Consider the following 19,732-nt stretch of genomic DNA (forward strand, 5'->3'; position numbering starts at 1 on the left):
TAATCAAACCAACCAGATGCGCCAGATCCTCTCTTAGCTCAGGCAGCCATCTGTCCCAAAATCCCTGACAACGGACACCCCTGCAACAATCGACCACAACATAGTTGGCACTTCGGAAATGTTCAGGACTACGACAACGCAGGCAAGCAAGAGGTAAAGACCCGCCATGAGCGGCACGACAATCTCTGCAAACTTTGCGATGGTTCTTATTCCACCGAATATTACCACCGCTGCGGCTGCAGCTAGCGCTATGCCAACGACCAATTTGTTCAACCCGAACGCGCCCTCGAAAGCTTCAGCGATCGAGTTGGATTGGACCGCGACAAAAACCAAACCAAAGCTGACAATCAGGCAAATCGAAAAAATGACTCCAGCCCAAGGAGCATTCAAGGCGTTGGCCATGTAGAACGCTGGGCCTCCTCTGAACCTTCCGTTGGAAGATGTGACTTTATAGAGTTGGGCCAAAGTGCTTTCAGAATATGCAGTGGCCATTCCAACCAATGCCACGATCCACATCCAAAAGATGGCACCTGGACCTCCTAAGGTCAGAGCTACGGCTACCCCAGCCAGGTTTCCGGTCCCAACCCGGGAGGCCAAGCTTACCGTCAGCGCTTGAAAAGGAGTAATACCTCTTTTGTCCGTGCTCTTAGCATAAGTGAGCACACGCACCATTTCCCCAAAATGAAGAAACTGAAGTGCGCCAAGACGAATTGTAAAAAAGATACCGGTTCCAAGAAGTCCGTAAATTAGTACGTAGTTCCAAAGTACCGTATTTATGCCATTAACCAACGCTTCCATAGCACGCCTCTTGATAATTCAAGCACTTCTCGGAAGACAAAAACAGTCTGCCTAGTTTTTCATCATGCACAAAGATGCGAAAGTTGTCAGGAATAAGCTGCGCGGTATCACTAAAAGGTTGGCCTGGAGAGCACTGAAATTGAGGCACTGGCATATAATTACGTATCCATTTGGTAATTCGCTCAGCAGTAGTTCACGCCAAGTGCTGCGAACGACAGCGTCGAACCCAAAGAGTTAAATGCTGCGCTTTATGCGACTGTCACATTTGATTGGATTCTTCGGAAAGCGGCAAAGCGTTCGTTCAATCCCAGTGCAGCCGACGGCTGCTACTAGCACAAAGCAGAAATGCTTGAAGGGCAACGTGCTCTTAAGTTGTCCCGCGCTGTTTCAACTAGTTGCAGATAGGCAATTCTAGTGGCCGTTGTTTAGGCAAGGAAGCTCTCCAACTATTTATGATCGGTTGGAGCCTACTTTTGGGCCAGAACTTTGGTGCGCCTATTGCTTGCAAGCAAGCTGCGTTCCAATAAACTCCTGCTCGCGATAGTGATTTCCCCTTTTTTACAGCCTTAGCGACAGCATTGATGTCCTTGGATTCCGGGTAGATATACAGGGTCGTCGGATTCCCTTCCACAAGCGCCAATATCTCTTTTGAGGCAGACTGTGACCAGGTTGTGCAACCATTGCTACGACCACCAGTGTAGTTCACAAGTTTTCCGTAGGGGACATAGCCGTCGTTGTCTGCATGAGTGCTACGAGGATTTTTGAACCTACATTGCCACTTTAGGAAAACAGCGGGATGGCCTCCAATGGCGCGCTCCCGAGCATTGCTCGTTTCTCCTTCCCCATCAAACAAAAGAAAGGTGCGGTAGAACGGCTGCGTTTTGCCGGAATGACTGTAATAACCTTTGAAGGACGTGCGGGTTTCAGCTGTCACATAGGCACCTCCGGCGGTAAGTTTAGATCCTTCTGCATTGCTGAAGTTCTTCGCGCATTGCCGACCATTCGAGAAATTGGCGCTCTTTAGTTTTCGGCCATTTCCATAGCCGGACGAAACCGCTCGGAAGGAATTTTGTGACTCGCAGATGACGTAAAACCGCTTCGCGGGATTGCCGTTTCTTGCAGTGCTGGGGCGGGTTGCATCCTTGGCAAGGTAGCAGGGGTTCCTTACTTCGCCTCGTCGCACTTTCTCTATGTAAAGCGCTCGCGCCCTGTTCAAAACGATCGGCGCGATTTGGCCGTCATCCGTACCCACGTGTTTTTGTAACCACGCTGGGACATCTTGCGATATCGCTTCGACGCTGTCTGGGAGGGCGCCCGCCGAGATGGCAATTGTAGTGGCAGTGAGTGCGAGACGGAGTGAATTCGGTAGCAACTGGATATCTCCTGCTAGAATGTCCTCCGGGCCAGTCTAACACAGTTCTTGCACTTGACGACGCCAGCCAAGTGTACCAACGAAGCTTCGTGTTGCCACAAATCCCACACGACGATTTTTGGGGAGCGAACATTTTGGGCAATTGGGCTGCGATGTTGCGTAGAATTCTGGACATTCAGAGTTTGGCTTCCAAATAAATGCTATGACCACACGTCGAAAATTCATGTTGTTAACCGCAACCGCAACGGCTGCTCCATACATAGCGCGGGGACAAACGGTAGCGCTGAATAATGTGATAAGCGGTCTGCCGCAGTTGCATTCACTTCAAATTCAACGCGGAGATGACGTCATTTTCGCTAAGACTCAACAGGGTGCTGGCCTAGAAAGGCCAGCTAACATAAAGTCCTGTTCGAAAAGCATTGTGGCTCTGTTGCTTGGGACGGCGATCGGTCGGCAGGAAATCCCATCTGTAGACGCCACCCTGCGGGAGGTCGCTCCGCAGCTCTTGCCTGCTAATGCTACACCCGGCTCCGAAAGTTTAACCATGGAGGACCTGGTGACGCTGCGAGCCGGTCTCGAAAGAACCTCTGGCAGTAACTACGGGGAATGGATCAGCTCTCCTAACTGGGTCGCGGATGTATTGACACGGCCGATGGTTGCTGAGCCAGGACAACAGATGCTCTATTCCACTGGATCAACTCATGTTCTTGGTGCAGCGTTGACCGAGGCTGCCGGCCAAAGTCTTTTGACGCTCACGCGTGAGAGGCTGGGAGTACCTCTTGGTATTGAGATACCTGCTTGGACGAGAGATCCGCAGGGTTATTACCTAGGAGGCAATGAGATGGCAATTACTCCAAAGTCGATGTTGAAGATCGCGGTGTTGCTTCGGGACCGCGGGGCCTTTGCTGATAGGCAAATTATTCCTGAAAGCTGGGTCTTGGAATCGACCAAGCCATATGGCCGCTCGGCTTTCTCTGGGTTGGACTATGGGTATGGTTGGTTTCTGACCCCTTCGGGTTATGCTTTGGCGCGTGGGTACGGAGGGCAAATATTAGCTGCTCATACTGACCGAAACCTAGCCGTAGCAATCACATCTGATCCTACTCGTCCTGCTCGTTCCGGAGGATACTTTGGAGAATTGGTAAGATTATTGGACGGTCCAATCTTGAACGCCACCTAATTAGAACTTTCTATGGTAGTCGCCGAGTGCGCTACAAGGGTCAATATCCGCAACGGGCGCGTAGAGCATTAATGTCGTCGAGTTTCCTTGATTGAGCCCCATCTAGTTGAGGAAATAGACGCGGAATTTAATGGCCACGTCGACAACACGGTCATACCCAGTTTGGATAGAGCTCGCCGGATTTCCTCCTCCAAGTTCGGCGAGCAATTGAAAAAACCTTTCCAGAAACAACTATAACCGAATGGCTCTCGCAGCCAATATTAACCAATGCTGTACGATCACAGTTAAAAGTCAGCTTTGTCCGCGTTGCTGACCTTGATGCCGATTGAACCGACTCAATGACCTACTGAAACCGTCAGATGACCGGTCTGAGCCCGAAGCAGACATCAAATCAAGCTGTCAATCTCCAAACTTGAACGAATTGGTGACAGTAGACAAAAAGTTGGGTTTATTTGTAGTTCATCGCATTCAGACAGAACTAAATTATTAGGAGATTCATTTGCCACTTTCAGTTATTGGCGCAGGATTCGGCCGCACAGGCACCGAGTCGCTTAAGAAGGCCCTTGAAATTTTGGGGTTGGGGCCTTGCTACCATATGTTCGAGGTGCTGCCCAATGCTGAGCGAGTAGCGGTTTGGCGCTCCGCCGCCGGAGGGGACACACCAGATTGGGATCAGGTTTTCGCCGAATATAATGCAACCGTTGACTGGCCCGGCGCCTATTTTTGGAGAGAATTGAGCGCGCACTTCCCGAAAGCGAAGATCATCCTCTCCGTACGCGATGCCGACGCATGGTACGAAAGCATGGATAAGACGATATTGCCGATATTGCGGAATAGCGAAGACGCCGACTCAATTGGGATTAAGTTAATCGCCGATGGCGTGTTCGGCGGTAATATCGCCGAACGAGATCATATGATTTCTGTTTATGAAAAGAATATTTTGGATGTTCAAGCAGAGTTCGGGAAAGACAGACTTCTGACTTATGAGCTTGGTAGCGGGTGGGAACCACTATGCGGATTTCTGGATCGCCCAATCCCCGACCAACCCTATCCACACGGCAATTCAACCGACGAATTTCAGGGAAATGTCGACGCTGTCACAGACGCTCCTTCGGGCTGAAACTCTTTGCCTTTCCAAACGCTCAGCTATTCCACTAGCCTCCAGTTGAATTCCGGTATTGAATTCGGTGCGGAAGACAACACAAGAGCGTAAATTGTGAACATAGAAGAACGGCAACTTTGCCCCGCAGAGCTGCTGTCCAAGGTTCCACAACACTGCGTATTTAGTTTAAGGTCCGCTTCCTGTGCATTGCCGCCATCGCTGAGGCTTAGTGCTGCACTAGCAGCGAATGACAGCTCTGTGGCCTGATTTCTTGCCTTGCCCAACAGATTGCAAGCCCAGCGAATGTCGGTAAGGTCTGCTAAGCGAAAACTCGTCCGGATTGTTTGAACGTCTGCTCCCCAGGAAACCGAGAAACCTCCTGCATCTAAATAAAGAAGCAACTGCAGGAGTTTGATCCATGAAGTACCTGTCTGCCCTCGGCGTTCTCGTCGGGGGTTTTCTTTTGCACCCACCGCCCAAGGCTGTCCTGACGACGATGCTCTGGGTGGTCTCTCGGTCTCATCCCGCTGTCTCAGCGCTGGTTCTGCTGGCGGTTTACCGCCGCCGAAGCAGAGCACGAGCTGACGACTCCTCCACTGAGACACAAATCGAAGCTAACTCTCCAACCAATGCCAACGCACAGGATCAATCCAAGGCTAATGAAGACAACCCGAATGAAGCTCTCGTCGAAGACGAAGCGAATGCTGGCATTGAAAAAAGTGTGGTCTTTCTTGCCAGACAGATAAGCAAATGGGTCGTCCGCTATAAAAACCAGTACTACTTGGTTGAGAGACCTTCGCACCCTCTGTCGCAGGCGGAGGTCAAACGTATCGGTCTAAATAGGATGCGGAAAAACTATCCGACGATGGATTTGTCTCAAAAACTTGTACGCACGGTGTTTCAGCGGGCTTTCGAGGAGGTTCACGATGATCCTAGCCAGAATGTACGGATATGGAACGGATCGACTAAGTGCCGCCCAGACATCAAGGAGCCAATCATACCTGAAGGCGATACAGTTGCCCTCAATACTTGGAGCAAACCAGCTTACCGCAACCTCGCAGTTGCCGACGCTGATACGACAATGTTCGATCAGTTTCTTGAGCGAATCTTCTGCCTCGAGGCGGACCGCCGTGTCGTCAAGGATTGGATCTCGTGGGGTCTTCAGAATTAGGCTGAGAAACTAGCTTGGGCTTTGTTCTTTTACTCCAGACATAAAGGGACCGGCAAAAGCACCCTTTGCACCCTGATCACCAAGCTGTTCGGGGAAGAAAACTCGATCACGCAGAATAGCGTGGCCAAGCTGACTGGGAAGTTCAACAAGCCGATCCTGGACAGCAAGCTGGTGGTGTCAGAGGAACTGCAGCTGAAGCCGGACTCACCACAAGGGAACACCCTGAAGACCTACATTACAGAACGGGTGACAGTCTCGGAGGCCAAGGGACGTGATCTCGAGAAGGTCGAGCAGTGCTGCTGTTTCATCTTCACCACCAACCACATTCCACTATGGATCGAAGGCGGCGATCGTCGTTACTACGCGGTCGAGGTTGATCATGATGGACATGCTTCTGGCCCTGAGGCTGAAGACTTCGGTAACTTCATTGGCGAGTTCAACGCGTGGATGAACCAACCTGAGAATGTCGCTCGGCTCTATAACGGGTTGATGGAGCACCGGCAGTCGAATGACTTTAACCCTCGTTCTCTGAACCTGTCCCTGATCAAGACACCGGTCATGCAACAGATTATGGGAGCGTATCGGGAGGTGCTGTTGGTTCGGCTGGAAGAACATATCAACGGACTTGGTTGCTTCGCCATACCTCAGGAGAAACTGGCGAAGTTATTCATCGAGGAGTTGAAGACCAATCAGAACCGCATTCGTCACATGATGCCTGAACTTCGATGGCGTTCTGAAAGCGTGAAGTGGGGTGGTGTCGATCATGCAAGGACTGTCTGGGTTCATCCCGACTATCAGGTTGCTGGTGGGCGGGTGAGAGGTCCGGATGGCTATGACGAAGCCATCGACCCAGATGAAGACGAAGTGGAGATCATCTGATGAGAGCACCTTTGTTCATCGCAATGGATCGGCATCAAGAATGGTACACGGAACTGATCGCCAACCATCACCAAGAAGCCAGTCAAAAAGTAGAGGAATAGTTAAATGAAACTGAAGAAGATGAAAACGGCTGCTGGGTTACTCCGACTGTTGAGCCCAGAAAGCTACGATTCCGGGGGCAGCAGGATCGGGTGTACAGGTTCGTCTATTGTATTACCCACCGGCTTGCCGCCACCCGCGATCAGGTGATCCGACATCGCTGCCATAATCGTCGCTGTATCAATCCCCACCATCTGACCATCGGTGATCGTCGCGATAACCTTCAAGATGAGCGTGATCGGCAGGCGAACGGGATCGATTGGGATATGCTATAGTACTGTGGCTATGCACAAATCTCGACTTCAAACCAGCTAACCCGCTCCTCCCGCAACGTGGGAGGGGCACCCCCACAGAACCCGCTATAGTAGTTAACGGGTGGTTCGGGTGCCGGGGGCATAAACGGAGGCATTTCTCGGAGAGTTTAGCCCCAAGAGCCTGCTGACCATCCATGTTCCGATGATCTGGCTGGGGTGGTAGGATTCGAACCTACGATACACGGTACCAAAAACCGCTGCCTTACCACTTGGCTACACCCCAACGGTGAGCGGCTATCTACGATTGTTGTTCGGAGGGTTCAAGAGGCTTTGAGCGAAAATCTTCGGCTTTGAGCAAAATTTATTTGGCCCGCGTTCCCGATGGCTCAGGCTCGGATTTCATGTCGATCAGCCGGTTGAGTGATAAGGTGTTCCATGGGCACGAGTGGTCGATACTGCGCAAGGCTTTGGCCGGGAAAGGCGCTGCTTCAACTGACTTTTTTGATGACTGCTAGTGACTTGGTGGCCGACTTAATTAGGGCGTGGAAATCCGATGGGGTTGCAAGTGCCTTTCACTTGCAAATGTTCCCGGTAAAATATTGAAATATATCTAAAAAAACCAAGTGGTTCCGGTTGTGCCAGATCACTGGAGAACATAACTGTATGTTTGCCCCGGCAAACCGTGACACAGGAGATGAAGATGAAGTTAAACCCGAATGTCGCAGAAGCGTTGAATCGTCAGATCAATAATGAACTTCACGCTTCCTACACGTATCTCGCCATGGCCGCTTATTTCGAATCCGAGGACCTGCCCGGATTTGCCCAGTGGTTTCGTGGGCACTCGGTCGAAGAGAGCGGGCATGCCATGCGTATCTTCGACTTTGTAGCGCAGCGTGGCGGAAGAATCGAAATTGATGGAATCGCCAAACCAAAAAACGAATACGCCTCGCCTGTAGAGGCGTTGGAACACGCGCTTGCAAATGAAGTAACGGTGACCGGGCAGATCAATGCGCTGTTTGAGCTGGCGCATGAGGTCAAGGAATACAGCACTCAGAACATGCTGAACTGGTTCCTGGCTGAACAGAACGAGGAGGAGGATCTGTTCGGCAGAATCCTCGACCAGACCAAAGCGGCGAACGGGGATCGCTGGAACCTGCTGTTGTTGGATAAGGAAATGGGCACGCGCACTGCCGAGAGCGCATAGCAGCCGTATTGTTCAGGCGGGGCGGGCATATCGCCCCGCTATTCGCGAATCTCGGATGGATCGACGCCCCAGAGGTTAGACTTCTGTGTCCAGCCGCGATAGCCACCAGCAGAGACGTGGCACCAGTCCAGACTGCAATTGCCCAGGCGCGCTACCACGCCGGATTCGAATTTCGCGCTGACCTGAGAATTGGAGTCGGGGCTGGTGTAGACGGGCAGCAACTCGGATTCGATCAGCACGGTGCGCACGCCGGACAGCAGGGCATAGTGAACCCAACCACCAGCGCCGTCGCGGTCCTGAACCCTGCGCCAGTTGCCGTATTCGGCTGTAATTTGCAGCGGCATTCCGCGCCGTTTGAATACCCAGTCGATTCGATGCGTCAACGACGGGCCTCGGCGGACGTTGCCTTCGGCGGCCTTCATCGAAACATATCGCGGCAGGGGCAGGTTGGTGACAGGGCCACGCTTGTCCTGTGCGCTCGCGTTCAGAGTGCTCAGCACAACTAGAATTGCGGACGTGACCACCAGAAGGCGATGTTTTACTGGTAGAAAACCACTCACTGACTGTCTGCTCTTGTGCCTGTTGATCGGGTTTCGAAAAAAGGTCGTCTCAATGCATTGGGGTTCTTGTGCCCCGCCTTATCCTGCGCCACGATGCCATGGCGCGCGAAGATTTGCAAAGCGATGGGAGGGCGAAAGTGCCAAGAGAACGTCTGAGTGTTGTCGTTACGCGACGGTTGCCCGAGGCGGTGGAAACCAGGCTGAGCGAGTTGTTCGATGTGCAGTTGCGCGACGATGACACGCCTATGACGCGGGAAGAGCTGGTCGCAGCGGTGCAAAGTGCGGATGTCCTGGTGCCCACGGTGACGGATGCCATTGATGGCGGGTTGCTGGGTCAGGCAGGGGAAAAGCTGCGCCTGATTGCCAACTATGGGGCCGGGGTCGATAATATCGATGTGGCCACAGCCCGGCAACGGGGCATTCTGGTGTCGAACACGCCGGGCGTGCTTACTGATGATACCGCAGACATGACCATGGCGCTGATCCTGTCGGTGACCCGGCGGATTCCTGAGGGATTGACGGTCATGCAAAAAGGCGATTGGTCGGGCTGGGCCCCGACCGCATTGCTGGGTGGCCGCATCGGCGGGCGCCGTCTTGGTATTCTGGGCATGGGGCGGATCGGTCAGGCGGTGGCCCGCCGCGCCTCGGCATTCGGGATGCAGGTGCATTACCACAACCGTCGTCGGTTGCGCCCCGAGGTCGAACAGGAGCTTGAGGCTACCTATTGGGAGAGCCTCGACCAGATGGTGGCGCGAATGGATGTGATCTCCATTCATTGTCCGTCTACTCCGTCGACCTTTCACCTGATGAACGCGCGGCGGTTGAAGCTGTTGAAGCCATCGGCTGTGATCGTGAACACGTCGCGGGGCGAGGTGATCGATGAAAACGCGCTGACCCGTCAGGTCCGCTCGGGTGAGATCGCCGGAGCCGGGCTGGACGTCTATGAACACGGTACGCAAGTGAACCCACGCCTACGACAATTGCCGAACGTCGTCCTGCTGCCTCATATGGGATCGGCCACGCTGGAAGGGCGGATCGAGATGGGTGAGAAGGTCATCATCAATATCAAGACCTTCGAAGACGGGCACCGCCCACCGGATCAGGTTGTGCCTTCCATGTTGTAACGTGTTTGCGCCGCAAGGACGACAAACGGATTTTCAGGAGGATACGATGAAACGAAATCTGATTTCGGGATTGTTTTTGACGGCGTTGATGCTGAGCAGCGCGTCTTTTGCGCAAGAGACAGCGGATGCAGTGGCTCCCGAGGCGGCCTCTGACGGGCAGGTTCAGGGTCTGACGGACGAGGTCATCGCTGCGCTTGAGGCCAAGATAGCTGGTCAGCCGGTAACGTCGCAGAACTGGATGGTTGCCGCCGCGAACCCTCTGGCTGTTGAAGCCGGGGCAAAAGTGCTGCGGGCCGGTGGGTCTGCCGCTGATGCGATGGTTGCCGTGCAGGTTGTGCTGGGGTTGGTCGAGCCGCAATCCTCGGGTCTTGGCGGCGGGGCTTTTCTGGTCTGGTATGACGCAGCAACCGGCAAGTTGACCACGCTGGACGGGCGGGAGACGGCTCCGCTTGAGGCAAACCACCGGCTGTTCCATGACGAAAACGGCGAACCACTGAAATTCTACGACGCCGTGGTTGGCGGTCTTTCGGTTGGCACGCCCGGTACGCCCGCTTTGTTGGAAGAGGCGCACCGGCGTTGGGGGCGAAGCCCGTGGCCCGGCCTGTTTCAGGATGGCATCACACTGGCCGATGAGGGGTTCCTTGTCTCTCCACGCCTGGCCACGTTGGTCGAAGCGGACGCCGAGCGCCTGTCGCGTTTTCCTGCAACGGCTGAGTATTTCCTGCCGGGCGGAGAGCCATTGCAACAGGGCCAACGGTTGATGAACCCGGACTATGCCGAAACGCTGCGGGTTCTGGCCAGCGAAGGTTCTGCCGGATTTTATGGTGGTGAGATCGCGGCAGGGATTGTCAGCACTGTCCGCAACGCACCGGGTAACCCCGGGGTTTTATCCGGTGTTGATCTGGCGTTGTATCAGGTGATCGAGCGCGAGCCCGTTTGCGCCAACTATCGCGTCTATGAGGTCTGCGGCATGGGCCCGCCCTCTTCGGGTGCGTTGACGGTCGGTCAGATACTGGGGATGCTTGAAGGGTATGATCTGGCGACGATGGGGCCGGAGGACGTACATACATGGCGTCTGATTGGCGACGCCTCGCGTTTGGCCTTTGCCGATCGTGGTCGCTACATGGCAGATCACGATTATGTCCCGATGCCGACACAGGGCCTGGTCCATCCCGACTACCTCTCTGAACGCGGAACATTGCTGAATGGTGAGGGGGCGCTGCCCGAGGTTGCGCCGGGCAATCCTGAATTCGACCACGCGTCGAACTGGGCGGATGATGTGTCGCTGGAACTGCCTTCGACCTCGCATATCTCGATCGTCGATCAGTATGGCAACGTGCTGTCGATGACCACGACGATCGAGAACGGGTTCGGTTCGCGGCTGATGACCAACGGGTTCCTTTTGAACAACGAACTGACCGATTTCTCGTTCAAGACCCACAGCGATGGTGTTCCGATTGCCAACCGGCTGGAACCAGGCAAGCGACCACGTTCGTCCATGAGCCCGACTATCGTGATGCAGGACGGTGCGCCGGTGTTGGCGATCGGTTCGCCCGGTGGTAGCCGGATCATTGGCTACGTGGCCAAGTCGATCATCGCCTGGGCCGATTGGGACATGGATGTGCAACAGGCGCTGTCGCTGCCGCATCTGGTCAACCGCTTTGGCACCTATGATGTGGAGCAGGGCACGGCCGCCGAAGGCTATGCCGACGCGCTGATTGAGCTGGGGTTCGAGGTCAACCCGCGCGACCTGACCTCGGGTCTGCACGCAATTGAAATCGGAGATGTTCTGATCGGTGGCGCCGACCCGCGCCGCGAAGGCATTGCGCTGGGCGAATAAGAGAGGTTTTTCATGGTGCAGGCAGTAACGTTGCCCCGAAACGAGGCCGGGATTGAAACAGCTGTCGGCATCTTGAAGCAGAAATTCGGTGATCGCCTGCAAACTGGTCAGGCGATCCGCGAACAGCACGGTCACACGACTACCTGGATCGAAAACCAGTCCCCGGATGCTGTGGTTTTCCCGCATTCAACCGAGGACGTGTCCGAGATCGTCAAAACCTGCGCCCAGCACAAGGTGCCTGTGATCCCTTTTGGGACTGGCACCTCGCTGGAGGGGCATGTGAACGCCCCGGCTGGCGGGATATCCATCGACTTGACCCAGATGAACAAAGTGCTGTCTGTCCATGCCAGCGATCTGGATTGCGTCGTGCAGCCCGGTGTCACGCGTGAAGACCTGAACACCCATCTGCGCGATCAAGGCTTGTTCTTTCCCATCGATCCCGGCGCCAATGCCTCGTTGGGCGGGATGGCCGCAACCCGGGCTTCGGGTACCAATGCAGTGCGCTATGGCACGATGAAGGACAATATCCTCAGCCTCGAAGCGGTAATGCCGGACGGTCAAATTATCCGCACCGGCCACCGGGCCAAGAAATCCTCGGCCGGTTACGATCTGACGCGTCTTCTGATCGGGGCCGAGGGCACGCTGGGTATCATCACCGAGCTTACCCTCCGCCTGCAGGGCATCCCCGAGGCGATCACCTCGGCCCGGTGTTCCTTTCCTTCGGTCGATGCCGCCTGTCAGGCGGTGATGATGACGATTCAGTTTGGCGTACCCGTGGCGCGGATCGAACTGCTGGATGAACTGTCCGTCAAGGCTGCCAATGCCTATTCCGGGCTCGACCTGCCGGAAACACCACTGTTGCTTCTGGAATTCCACGGGTCCGAGGCCGGTGCGGTTGAGCAGGCCGAGACATTCGGTCAGATCGCCGAGGAATTCGGTGGTGCGGATTTCGCCGCGACGTCGACCGCCGAAGAACGCAGCAAGCTGTGGCAGGCGCGGCACGACATGTACTGGGCAAGCTTGCAACTGCGTCCCGGTGCGCGGGGAATTTCTACCGATGTCTGCGTCCCGATCTCGCGCCTGGCGGAATGCGTCGCGGCGACGCGGGCCAAGGCGCAGGACGTTGGCCTGTTGGCCCCGATTGTCGGGCATGTAGGCGACGGGAACTTTCACACTCTGCTGCTGATCGATATGGAGAACTCGGACGAGGTGGCCAGGGCCGATGGCTTTGTCGGCTGGCTGAACGATCTGGCGATCTCGATGGAGGGGACTTGTACCGGAGAACACGGAATCGGGCAGGGTAAACGACCCTACCTGGTCAAGGAACTGGGCCCGGCGGTCACCTATATGGCGGCGATAAAAACGGCGCTGGATCCGGATAACATCATGAATCCGGGCAAAATTTTTCCGTCCACAGAGTGTTGACACGTATCGGTTTTCCGGCGCCACAGCCATAAGACCGCCCCAATTTGGTTATATCTTTCGCGAAAACGAGCAGCGATTGATTTCGGGTATTCAGATGGACGGTTTGCGGATCTTTGGGTTTGTGGTGATCATAGTCTTGGTCATTGTCGGCCTGGACTATTATCAACAGGACAAAAAACACGAAGGTACTCTGTCCGCTAATGGCTATGTGGACACGATCAAGCATCGCTTTTCGCAGCAGCAGGCCGAGCGTGACGCCAAAGCCGCCGAACGGGAGCGCAAGAAGCAGTGGAAAGCGGGCGCAAAATCTCACCTTCCTGCCTCCACCGAGGAATGGTCCCGGTATGAGCTGACCGATGCGGAAAGCAAGGCAGTTGCGACCGCGATTTCAAAATTTGGTATGACGCCGCTGATCAGTTCCATTTCAAACACGGCGGAACTGATGAGTCTGTCCGGCGGGGGCAAAGACGGTATTCTGCGCAAGCTCAGCAAAACAGGTGCGGTCTATGCCAAAGGCGAGGAGATCGCTTGGTTCGACATCAGCCTGAAACCGGAATCGGCACGCAACACGCTGGCGGGAATCGCGCTGTCTCGACAGCAGAATTTCATGGCGCAGGCCGTGATCAAGAAAGGGCTCGCCGTTGTCGACGGTGTCGCCTTCGTTGAGATCACTCAGGACATGACGTCTCCGACCGATACGCTCGCGTATCGCAAGGTCACAGGGCGGATCGGGATCGACGAAGAGGTTGTGATCCGGCTGCACACCAATGCCAGCGACGCCTCTATCCGAGAGCTTTTGGGCATGGTTGACTATGCAGCCCTCAACTCTTTACTGACTTTCCCTTCACCTGTGGTAGGGCAAGGAATATCGGTGCCTCTGGATCGGCAACCGGAGGTCGCCGGGAAAATGGATCGCCTGTATTCCGAGATGACGTTGATTCAGGAAAAGACGACCCGCAAAAAGCTCAAGAATCTGGATGTCACGGCACTGATGGTGAACACGATGACGGCGTCGGGGTTCAACAGCGATGGCCTCATGGACATCACTGGCGGAGAGGTCTTCGAAAATCAGGACGTCCTCCAGATCGGTTATGGCCGGGCGCAGAAACTGCTGCTGGACTCAGATAAGCGTCAGGCAGCTTTGGATGATGCGGCCGAAGTGGATACCGCGGCAATGGATGACGCCATTGAAACGGAAGCTCGGGGCTTTTTCAGCCTGTTGAAAGACAAACTGCCGGCTTTCGGTGCGTCGGAACCCAAGGAAGCTGCTGCAAAACGCCCAAGGAGCAGTCAGCCGGTGCGTGTGCACAAAGGCGGGCTGGGTGGTGGCTGTGCCAAGGTTGGCAGCATCAAGCGGTGTTCGGTCACCGGACAATAGTAGCAAAATCGACGAATCCGGCGGTCATCTGCGGCAGCGGGGTCGTTTTCCTTCTCTCACTGGTCGGATGAATGTCGCGTTTGACCCTGCAAATGCGCCATATGGTTCCAACAGATTCCAAGGAGAGACGTCCGGTTATGAAAACCCAAGTCAAAGCACTGGTCGTTGGCGGCGGCGCCGTCGGGACCTCGATTGCCTATCACCTGGCCAAAGCAGGCTGGGACGATGTGATGTTGATCGAACGGGACGAGCTGACGTCCGGGTCCACCTGGCACGCAGCGGGCCTGCTGCCGCTGTTCAACATGTCCTATGCGACGACCCACATCCACAAATACTCGGTCGATTTCTACAAGACGCTTGAAGAAGAGACCGGCCTGAACGCGGGGTTCGCAGTGGTCGGCAACCTGCGCATGGCGCAGACGCAAGAGCGCATGGACGAATATATGCTCTACGCGTCCACGGCCGAAACCTGCGACGTTGACTATGAATGGCTGACGCCCGAGCAGATCAAGGAACGCTGGCCGCTGATCGAGACCTCGGACCTGAAAGGTGCGATCTACCACACAGAGGACGGCTATATTAACCCTGCCGACGTGACCCAGGCGATGGCCAAGGGCGCCCGTCAACGCGGTGTAGATATCGTCCGCAAGCTGCAGGCCGACGCTTTCCACTGGAACGGCACCCATTGGGAAGTCACCTGCACCAAGATGGTGGAAAAGGGCGGCAACCTTGTCGAGAGCGACGAGCAGGTGGTGATCACTGCCGAGCATGTTGTGACTGCATCCGGCAACCACGCTCAGCGCACCGCCAAGATGCTGGGTATCAAGATGCCCGCGATCCCGGTCGAGCACACGTTCATCGTCATGGACAAGGATCCCGAGCTGGTCAAATGGCGTGAAGCGGGCAACCCCGAGCACCCCGTTGTCCGCGATGCTGATAACGAATCCTACGCGCGTGAAGAGCGCGGCGGCTGGATTTTGGGTATCTATGAGCACGGCGCACCTGCGCGGTTCGAGCACGGTGTACCGGACAGCTTCCGCGCCGACCTGTTCCCGCTGGATCTGGATCGTATTGCTGATCAGTACATGGCAATGGCCGAGCGCGTGCCATCCTGTGCCGAATCCGGCCTGAAAGACGATTTCAACGGCCCCATCTGCTATACGCCGGACGGCAACCCGCTGGTCGGCCCGGCTCCGGGGCTGCGCAACATGTGGCTGGCCGAGGGTTTCAGCTTCGGCATCACCGCGGCAGGCGGCACCGGATACTATCTGGCGCAGATGATGGTCGATGGCGAAGCCGAGATCGACATGGCGTCGCTGGACCCCAAGCGGTACTCGTCGAACTGGATGACCACCGAGTTCGCAGCCCGCAAGAACGAAGAGTGCTATGAGCACGTCTATATTCTGCACCACCCGGACGAAGAGCGTGCCGCCTGCCGTCCGCTACGGACTGTTCCGGCCTATGACCGCCAGAAAGCACGTGGCGCACAGTTTGGGTGGGTCAACGGTTGGGAACGTCCTAACTACTTTGGTCCTGTCGATGCACCTGAGAACTTCGATCACGACGCCCGCTCCTTCCGCCGTGGCGGTTGGTGGCAATACGCCGTCGAAGAAGCCAAGGCGATCCGCGAAGGCGTTGGTCTGATCGACGCGTCCGCGTTTACCAAGCATGTCGTCAAAGGCCCCGGTGCGACCCAGTTTCTGGATTGGTTCACCTGCAATAAGCTGCCCAAAGTCGGCCGTATCAACCTGACCTACGCACTGACCTCGCACGGTACCACCCGCACCGAATACACAATCGTCCGCAACGGCGAGAACAACTACTACATCGTCTCTGCCGGCGCCTGGACCGAGTACGACGCCGACTATCTGCGTAAGGCGGCCGAGGACAAGATGGAGGAGTTCGGCTATATCGAGATCCAGGACGTGACCACTCAGTGGGGCGTCTTCGCCATCGCCGGACCCAAGTCGCGTGACGTTCTGAAAGAGGTCATCAACGACGTCGATCCGGAAACCGCACTGTCCAACAAGCGTTTCCCGTGGCTGTCGGCCCGTCAGATCGAACTGGGCATGTGCCCGGTCAACGCGATCCGCGTGGCCTATACCGGTGAGCTGGGCTGGGAATTGCACCACCCGATCGAGATGCAGAACTACCTATTCGACCTGTTGGAAAAAGCTGGCGAGAAACACGGTATGAAGCTGGTCGGTGCGCGGGCCCAGAACTGGCTGCGTCAGGAGAAATCCTACCGCGCCTTCGGCACGGAACTGGGACGGGACGCGACCCCGCTGGAAGCCGACCTGCCGCGCTTTGTTGACCTGTCCAAGGACTTCTACGGCAAGGCCAAGCTGGAAGAGACCGGCGTGCGCGTGAAGTGCTGCACCCTGCTGATCGACGGACCGGACGATGCCGACCCGTGGGGCCGTGAGGCGCTGTACATACCGGAAGGCGAGCGTGTAGGTCGTCTGACCTCGGGCGGCTACTCGGTGGCGTTCGAGAAATCCATCGGCATGGGGTACGTGAAGCCCGAGTTCGCCGTCGAGGGCACCAAGCTGCAAGTCAAAATTCAGGACAAGCTGTGGGATGCGGTCGTCACCTGCGACAGCCCCTACGATCCGAAAAACGAGACCATCCGCAAGGACGGCTAAACAAACAAAGGCTCCGGTTAAGTCCGGGGCCTTTTGCTTTTGTGGTCAGTCGCTCAGTTCGTCATAGCATTCCAGTGCCTTGGCGGCATACATCATCGATGGGCCGCCGCCCATCTGAACGGCCATGGCCAACACATCGGAAAACTCCTCTCGCGATGCGCCTGCTTTGAGCAAGGCTTCGGTGTGGAGCGTGATGCAGGGCTCGCACCGGATTGCAATGGACATGCCCAGAGCGATGAACTCTTTGGTCTTGTAATCCAGCGTTCCGCCCTGCTTGACCGCTGCGCTGAGCGCACCGAATGCGCGGGTCGCCTCGGGTATCGCGCCGTTGAGGTTGCGCAGACCATTGCGTGTGTCTTTGATCTTGTCCTGCCAGTTCATGTCATCATTCCATTTAATATTATACAAACGGAATATGTTCCGGCGTGTTAAGCCGGACCTTGATCTTGATCAGGTGCCGGGTTTTTCCGCGACGAAGGCCAGGTTGTTTGCGGGCATCTCCACGGATTCGAGGACGGTCAGGTTTTGCGCGGCCATCCAATCGGCGATATCTTCGTTATTCTTATATCCGATCTCAGTATCCTGTTGGACCAGCGCGTCGTGGAACTTCTGGTCGCCGTCGCTTGTCAGTTGGCTCGACCGTTTGAACGGCCCGTAGAGGATGAACCTCCCCTTCGGAGCCAGCGCCCGCGCGGTTTCGGCTATCAGCATCTGTGTTTCCGGCCAACTGATCAGATGCACCAGATTGATCAGAACGATCAGGTTCTGACCGGCAAACTCTTTATGCCATCCCTGCGCTGTTGCATCCAACGCGACGGCGCTGGCGATGTTGGTAAGGTCGGCGGCATAAGCGTCGATGCTGGCGCGACGGTCGGGTTCCACCTCGGTCGGTTGCCAATGGAGGTCGGGCAGGCATCGGGCAAAGGCACTGACATGCTGGCCGGTACCGCTGGCGATCTCTAACGCCTGACCAGTCTTTGGCGCCCATTGCGCCAGCAGTTCACACAACACCTCGGCATTGCGGGTTGCAGCGGGGGCAATCAATCGGCCATCCCGCCCTTCGGAGGCGACGCTGGCGTTGGACGGCAGGGACCGTTTGCTCATCGGTGCAACCTTTCCGGGCTAAGGGCTGCGATCGTTTCCGGGTCCAGTTCCGGCGCAGCGCCGATCACGAGGTCCGAGACCAGTTGAGACGCGGCCGGAGAAGTCTGGAACCCGTACCCGCCCTGACCGGCAGCCCAGATGAAAGTGGGGTCTGCCGGGTCCGGCCCTAGCACAAGGGATCCATCGGGCGCAAAGCTACGCAGTCCCGCCCAGTTCATTTCCACTCGCGTGACGGGTTCGGAGACCATTTCCTCGTACCGGGCCAGACCTTCGGCCAGCACCATATCATCGGCATAGGCATCATGTGGCGGCACAGGATCGGCCTCGGATGGTGACACCAACAGTTTGCCCGCATCGGGTTTGGCATACCACGCTTCGGCCACGCCCAGCATCATGGGCCAGTCCCGGACGTCATGCCCACCCGGAGCTGGCAGGCGTGCCATCGACCTGCGTTTAGGAATTATCCCAATCGGGGCAATCTTGGCCATTTTGGCGACCTCATCCACCCAGGCGCCGGCGGCATTGATCAGAGTACGGGCCTCGTAGGTGTCTGCGGCCTCGACAATCCAGTGACGGTTTTTGCGAATGGCAGAGACTCTGGCTTTGGTCAAAACCTCACCGCCATTGCCGCGAATAACACGGACGAAATCTTGCAGCAGCCTGTCCGTGTCGATGTCGAATGCGGCATTGCTGACAGCTGCGAAACCCAGCGCTTCGGGATTGAGGATCGGTACACGGGTCCGCGCCTCTTCCGTGGGGATGACCTGCATGTTCAGATCCGCAACGTCCTGTTCGAAGGCCGCGCTCTGATCCTTTCGACCAACCAGCATCAACCCGCGCGGTGTCAGAAAGCCGCCGTTTTCGGCGTGCAAAAAGCCGGCGCTGGCCTTGTTCAGCGCCACAACCGAAGGCGGGCCATAACTTTCTTCGAACAACGCGGCCGAGCGGCCAGATGCGTGATAGCCAAGGGCATCCTCGGCCTCGAGCACGGTAACGTTTCCGTGCTGCGACAGCCGTGCCCCAGTGCTCAAACCGGCGATGCCGCCGCCGATGATCAGATAATCAATCATGTGCCCCCTGTTGGCTGCGCGATGTGTTAAATGCATGACAGCGTCTGGGAACTTTAAGCAGGCTTGAATTTACGCATCAACCCATCCAAACAGGGATCAAGCAGAAACAGGAGGGCAGGGTGAGTACCGCAGACCTACACCCGATGGCCACGGGGCATATTCCGACCTACGTGACCCAGGCGGACGGCAGTGATTTTCTTTTGACGTTCATGTTCATTTTTACCGTTGTCGTTATCATTCTGATCGGAGTGGGGTATTTCACGCTACACTCGATCCCTGAAAAGATTGCGCATGAATCCAATCACCCTCAGTTCCAGTTGGTCGGCATTCTGGCCCTGTTGGCGCTGTTCACGCATAACGGGTTGTTCTGGATCGCCGCCATCCTGGTGGCCGGGTTCCAATTCCCCGATGTTGCCGCCCCGCTGAGAGCCATCGCTGATGCGATCCGATCTTTGGGCAAACAGGACCTGCCCGAACCCGCCCCGGCCCAGCCGGTTGAAACTGCCGCGCAGCAGGAGCAGTAAGAC

General features: G+C 56.2%; 19 protein-coding genes and 1 tRNA gene. 13 read left to right on the forward strand and 7 right to left on the reverse strand.

The genetic code is table 11. The annotated features are described in order from the left end of the window. Window positions 1–33: 33 nt before the first annotated feature. Together AC2FEE_RS23585 and AC2FEE_RS23590 are read right to left on the reverse strand one after the other, a co-directional pair. Entirely contained in the window at window positions 34–798 is a 765-nt protein-coding gene (locus AC2FEE_RS23585; protein ID WP_496867891.1) for an alanine/glycine:cation symporter family protein, read from the reverse strand. Between the two features lie 391 nt (window positions 799–1,189). Beyond that, window positions 1,190–2,050, reverse strand: coding sequence for a hypothetical protein (locus AC2FEE_RS23590; RefSeq protein WP_496867892.1), 861 nt, complete (start codon window positions 2,048–2,050; stop codon window positions 1,190–1,192). A gap of 322 nt (window positions 2,051–2,372) precedes the next feature. Between AC2FEE_RS23590 and AC2FEE_RS23595 the strand changes: the two genes are divergently transcribed. From AC2FEE_RS23595 to AC2FEE_RS23615, 5 genes are all read left to right on the forward strand, one after another. Next, window positions 2,373–3,350, forward strand: coding sequence for a serine hydrolase domain-containing protein (locus tag AC2FEE_RS23595; RefSeq protein WP_496867893.1), 978 nt, complete (start codon window positions 2,373–2,375; stop codon window positions 3,348–3,350). Between the two features lie 499 nt (window positions 3,351–3,849). Further along, entirely contained in the window at window positions 3,850–4,470 is a 621-nt protein-coding gene (locus tag AC2FEE_RS23600; protein ID WP_496867894.1) for a sulfotransferase family protein, read from the forward strand. Between the two features lie 400 nt (window positions 4,471–4,870). Next, a complete protein-coding gene (locus tag AC2FEE_RS23605; protein WP_496867895.1) occupies window positions 4,871–5,623 on the forward strand; it encodes a hypothetical protein in 753 nt (250 codons plus the stop codon). A 21-nt stretch (window positions 5,624–5,644) separates the two neighbouring features. After that, the gene (locus AC2FEE_RS23610; protein WP_496867896.1) at window positions 5,645–6,502 is read left to right on the forward strand and encodes a primase-helicase family protein; all 858 of its coding nucleotides are present in this window, start codon (window positions 5,645–5,647) and stop codon (window positions 6,500–6,502) included. Window positions 6,503–6,747: 245 nt separating this feature from the next. After that, window positions 6,748–6,876, forward strand: coding sequence for a hypothetical protein (locus tag AC2FEE_RS23615; protein WP_496867925.1), 129 nt, complete (start codon window positions 6,748–6,750; stop codon window positions 6,874–6,876). Window positions 6,877–7,063: 187 nt separating this feature from the next. Here the strand turns inward: AC2FEE_RS23615 and AC2FEE_RS23620 are convergent. Continuing rightward, window positions 7,064–7,138, reverse strand: a tRNA-Gln gene (locus AC2FEE_RS23620). A gap of 67 nt (window positions 7,139–7,205) precedes the next feature. Here AC2FEE_RS23620 and AC2FEE_RS23625 point away from each other — a divergent pair. Together AC2FEE_RS23625 and AC2FEE_RS23630 are read left to right on the forward strand one after the other, a co-directional pair. After that, window positions 7,206–7,370 (forward strand): hypothetical protein, encoded by a 165-nt coding sequence (locus tag AC2FEE_RS23625; RefSeq protein ID WP_496867897.1) that lies wholly within the window; start codon window positions 7,206–7,208, stop codon window positions 7,368–7,370. A 185-nt stretch (window positions 7,371–7,555) separates the two neighbouring features. Continuing rightward, window positions 7,556–8,059: a ferritin gene (locus AC2FEE_RS23630; protein ID WP_496867898.1), complete on the forward strand. Its 504-nt coding sequence runs from the start codon at window positions 7,556–7,558 to the stop codon at window positions 8,057–8,059. A gap of 38 nt (window positions 8,060–8,097) precedes the next feature. On the opposite strand, the gene AC2FEE_RS23635 is transcribed toward AC2FEE_RS23630, so the two are convergent. Beyond that, a complete protein-coding gene (locus tag AC2FEE_RS23635) occupies window positions 8,098–8,586 on the reverse strand; it encodes an SH3 domain-containing protein (protein ID WP_496867926.1) in 489 nt (162 codons plus the stop codon). Window positions 8,587–8,756: 170 nt separating this feature from the next. Between AC2FEE_RS23635 and AC2FEE_RS23640 the strand changes: the two genes are divergently transcribed. From AC2FEE_RS23640 to AC2FEE_RS23660, 5 genes are all read left to right on the forward strand, one after another. Further along, window positions 8,757–9,743 carry a 2-hydroxyacid dehydrogenase gene (locus AC2FEE_RS23640; protein WP_496867927.1) on the forward strand — a complete coding sequence of 329 codons (987 nt, stop codon included), beginning with the start codon at window positions 8,757–8,759 and terminating at the stop codon, window positions 9,741–9,743. A 46-nt stretch (window positions 9,744–9,789) separates the two neighbouring features. Beyond that, window positions 9,790–11,583, forward strand: coding sequence for a gamma-glutamyltransferase (ggt, locus tag AC2FEE_RS23645; RefSeq protein ID WP_496867899.1), 1,794 nt, complete (start codon window positions 9,790–9,792; stop codon window positions 11,581–11,583). Between the two features lie 12 nt (window positions 11,584–11,595). Next, on the forward strand, window positions 11,596–13,008 hold the full coding sequence (locus AC2FEE_RS23650; RefSeq protein ID WP_496867900.1) for an FAD-binding oxidoreductase: 1,413 nt from the start codon (window positions 11,596–11,598) through the stop codon (window positions 13,006–13,008). A 94-nt stretch (window positions 13,009–13,102) separates the two neighbouring features. After that, window positions 13,103–14,386: a hypothetical protein gene (locus tag AC2FEE_RS23655; protein ID WP_496867901.1), complete on the forward strand. Its 1,284-nt coding sequence runs from the start codon at window positions 13,103–13,105 to the stop codon at window positions 14,384–14,386. Between the two features lie 137 nt (window positions 14,387–14,523). After that, the gene (locus AC2FEE_RS23660; protein WP_496867902.1) at window positions 14,524–17,031 is read left to right on the forward strand and encodes a GcvT family protein; all 2,508 of its coding nucleotides are present in this window, start codon (window positions 14,524–14,526) and stop codon (window positions 17,029–17,031) included. A 45-nt stretch (window positions 17,032–17,076) separates the two neighbouring features. Here AC2FEE_RS23660 and AC2FEE_RS23665 read toward each other — a convergent pair whose 3' ends face one another. The 3 genes from AC2FEE_RS23665 to AC2FEE_RS23675 form a co-directional block, all read right to left on the reverse strand. Next, on the reverse strand, window positions 17,077–17,412 hold the full coding sequence (locus AC2FEE_RS23665; protein ID WP_496867903.1) for a carboxymuconolactone decarboxylase family protein: 336 nt from the start codon (window positions 17,410–17,412) through the stop codon (window positions 17,077–17,079). A 69-nt stretch (window positions 17,413–17,481) separates the two neighbouring features. Next, window positions 17,482–18,135, reverse strand: a complete 654-nt coding sequence (locus tag AC2FEE_RS23670) for a DUF938 domain-containing protein (RefSeq protein WP_496867904.1) — start codon at window positions 18,133–18,135, stop codon at window positions 17,482–17,484. Beyond that, window positions 18,132–19,205 (reverse strand): NAD(P)/FAD-dependent oxidoreductase, encoded by a 1,074-nt coding sequence (locus AC2FEE_RS23675; protein WP_496867905.1) that lies wholly within the window; start codon window positions 19,203–19,205, stop codon window positions 18,132–18,134. The genes AC2FEE_RS23670 and AC2FEE_RS23675 overlap by 4 nt, the downstream gene beginning before the upstream one ends. 143 nt (window positions 19,206–19,348) lie before the next feature. Between AC2FEE_RS23675 and AC2FEE_RS23680 the strand changes: the two genes are divergently transcribed. Beyond that, window positions 19,349–19,729, forward strand: coding sequence for a hypothetical protein (locus AC2FEE_RS23680; RefSeq protein ID WP_496867928.1), 381 nt, complete (start codon window positions 19,349–19,351; stop codon window positions 19,727–19,729). Window positions 19,730–19,732: the final 3 nt, after the last annotated feature.

The sequence above is a fragment of the Ruegeria sp. YTSC199 genome, from assembly GCF_059609725.1.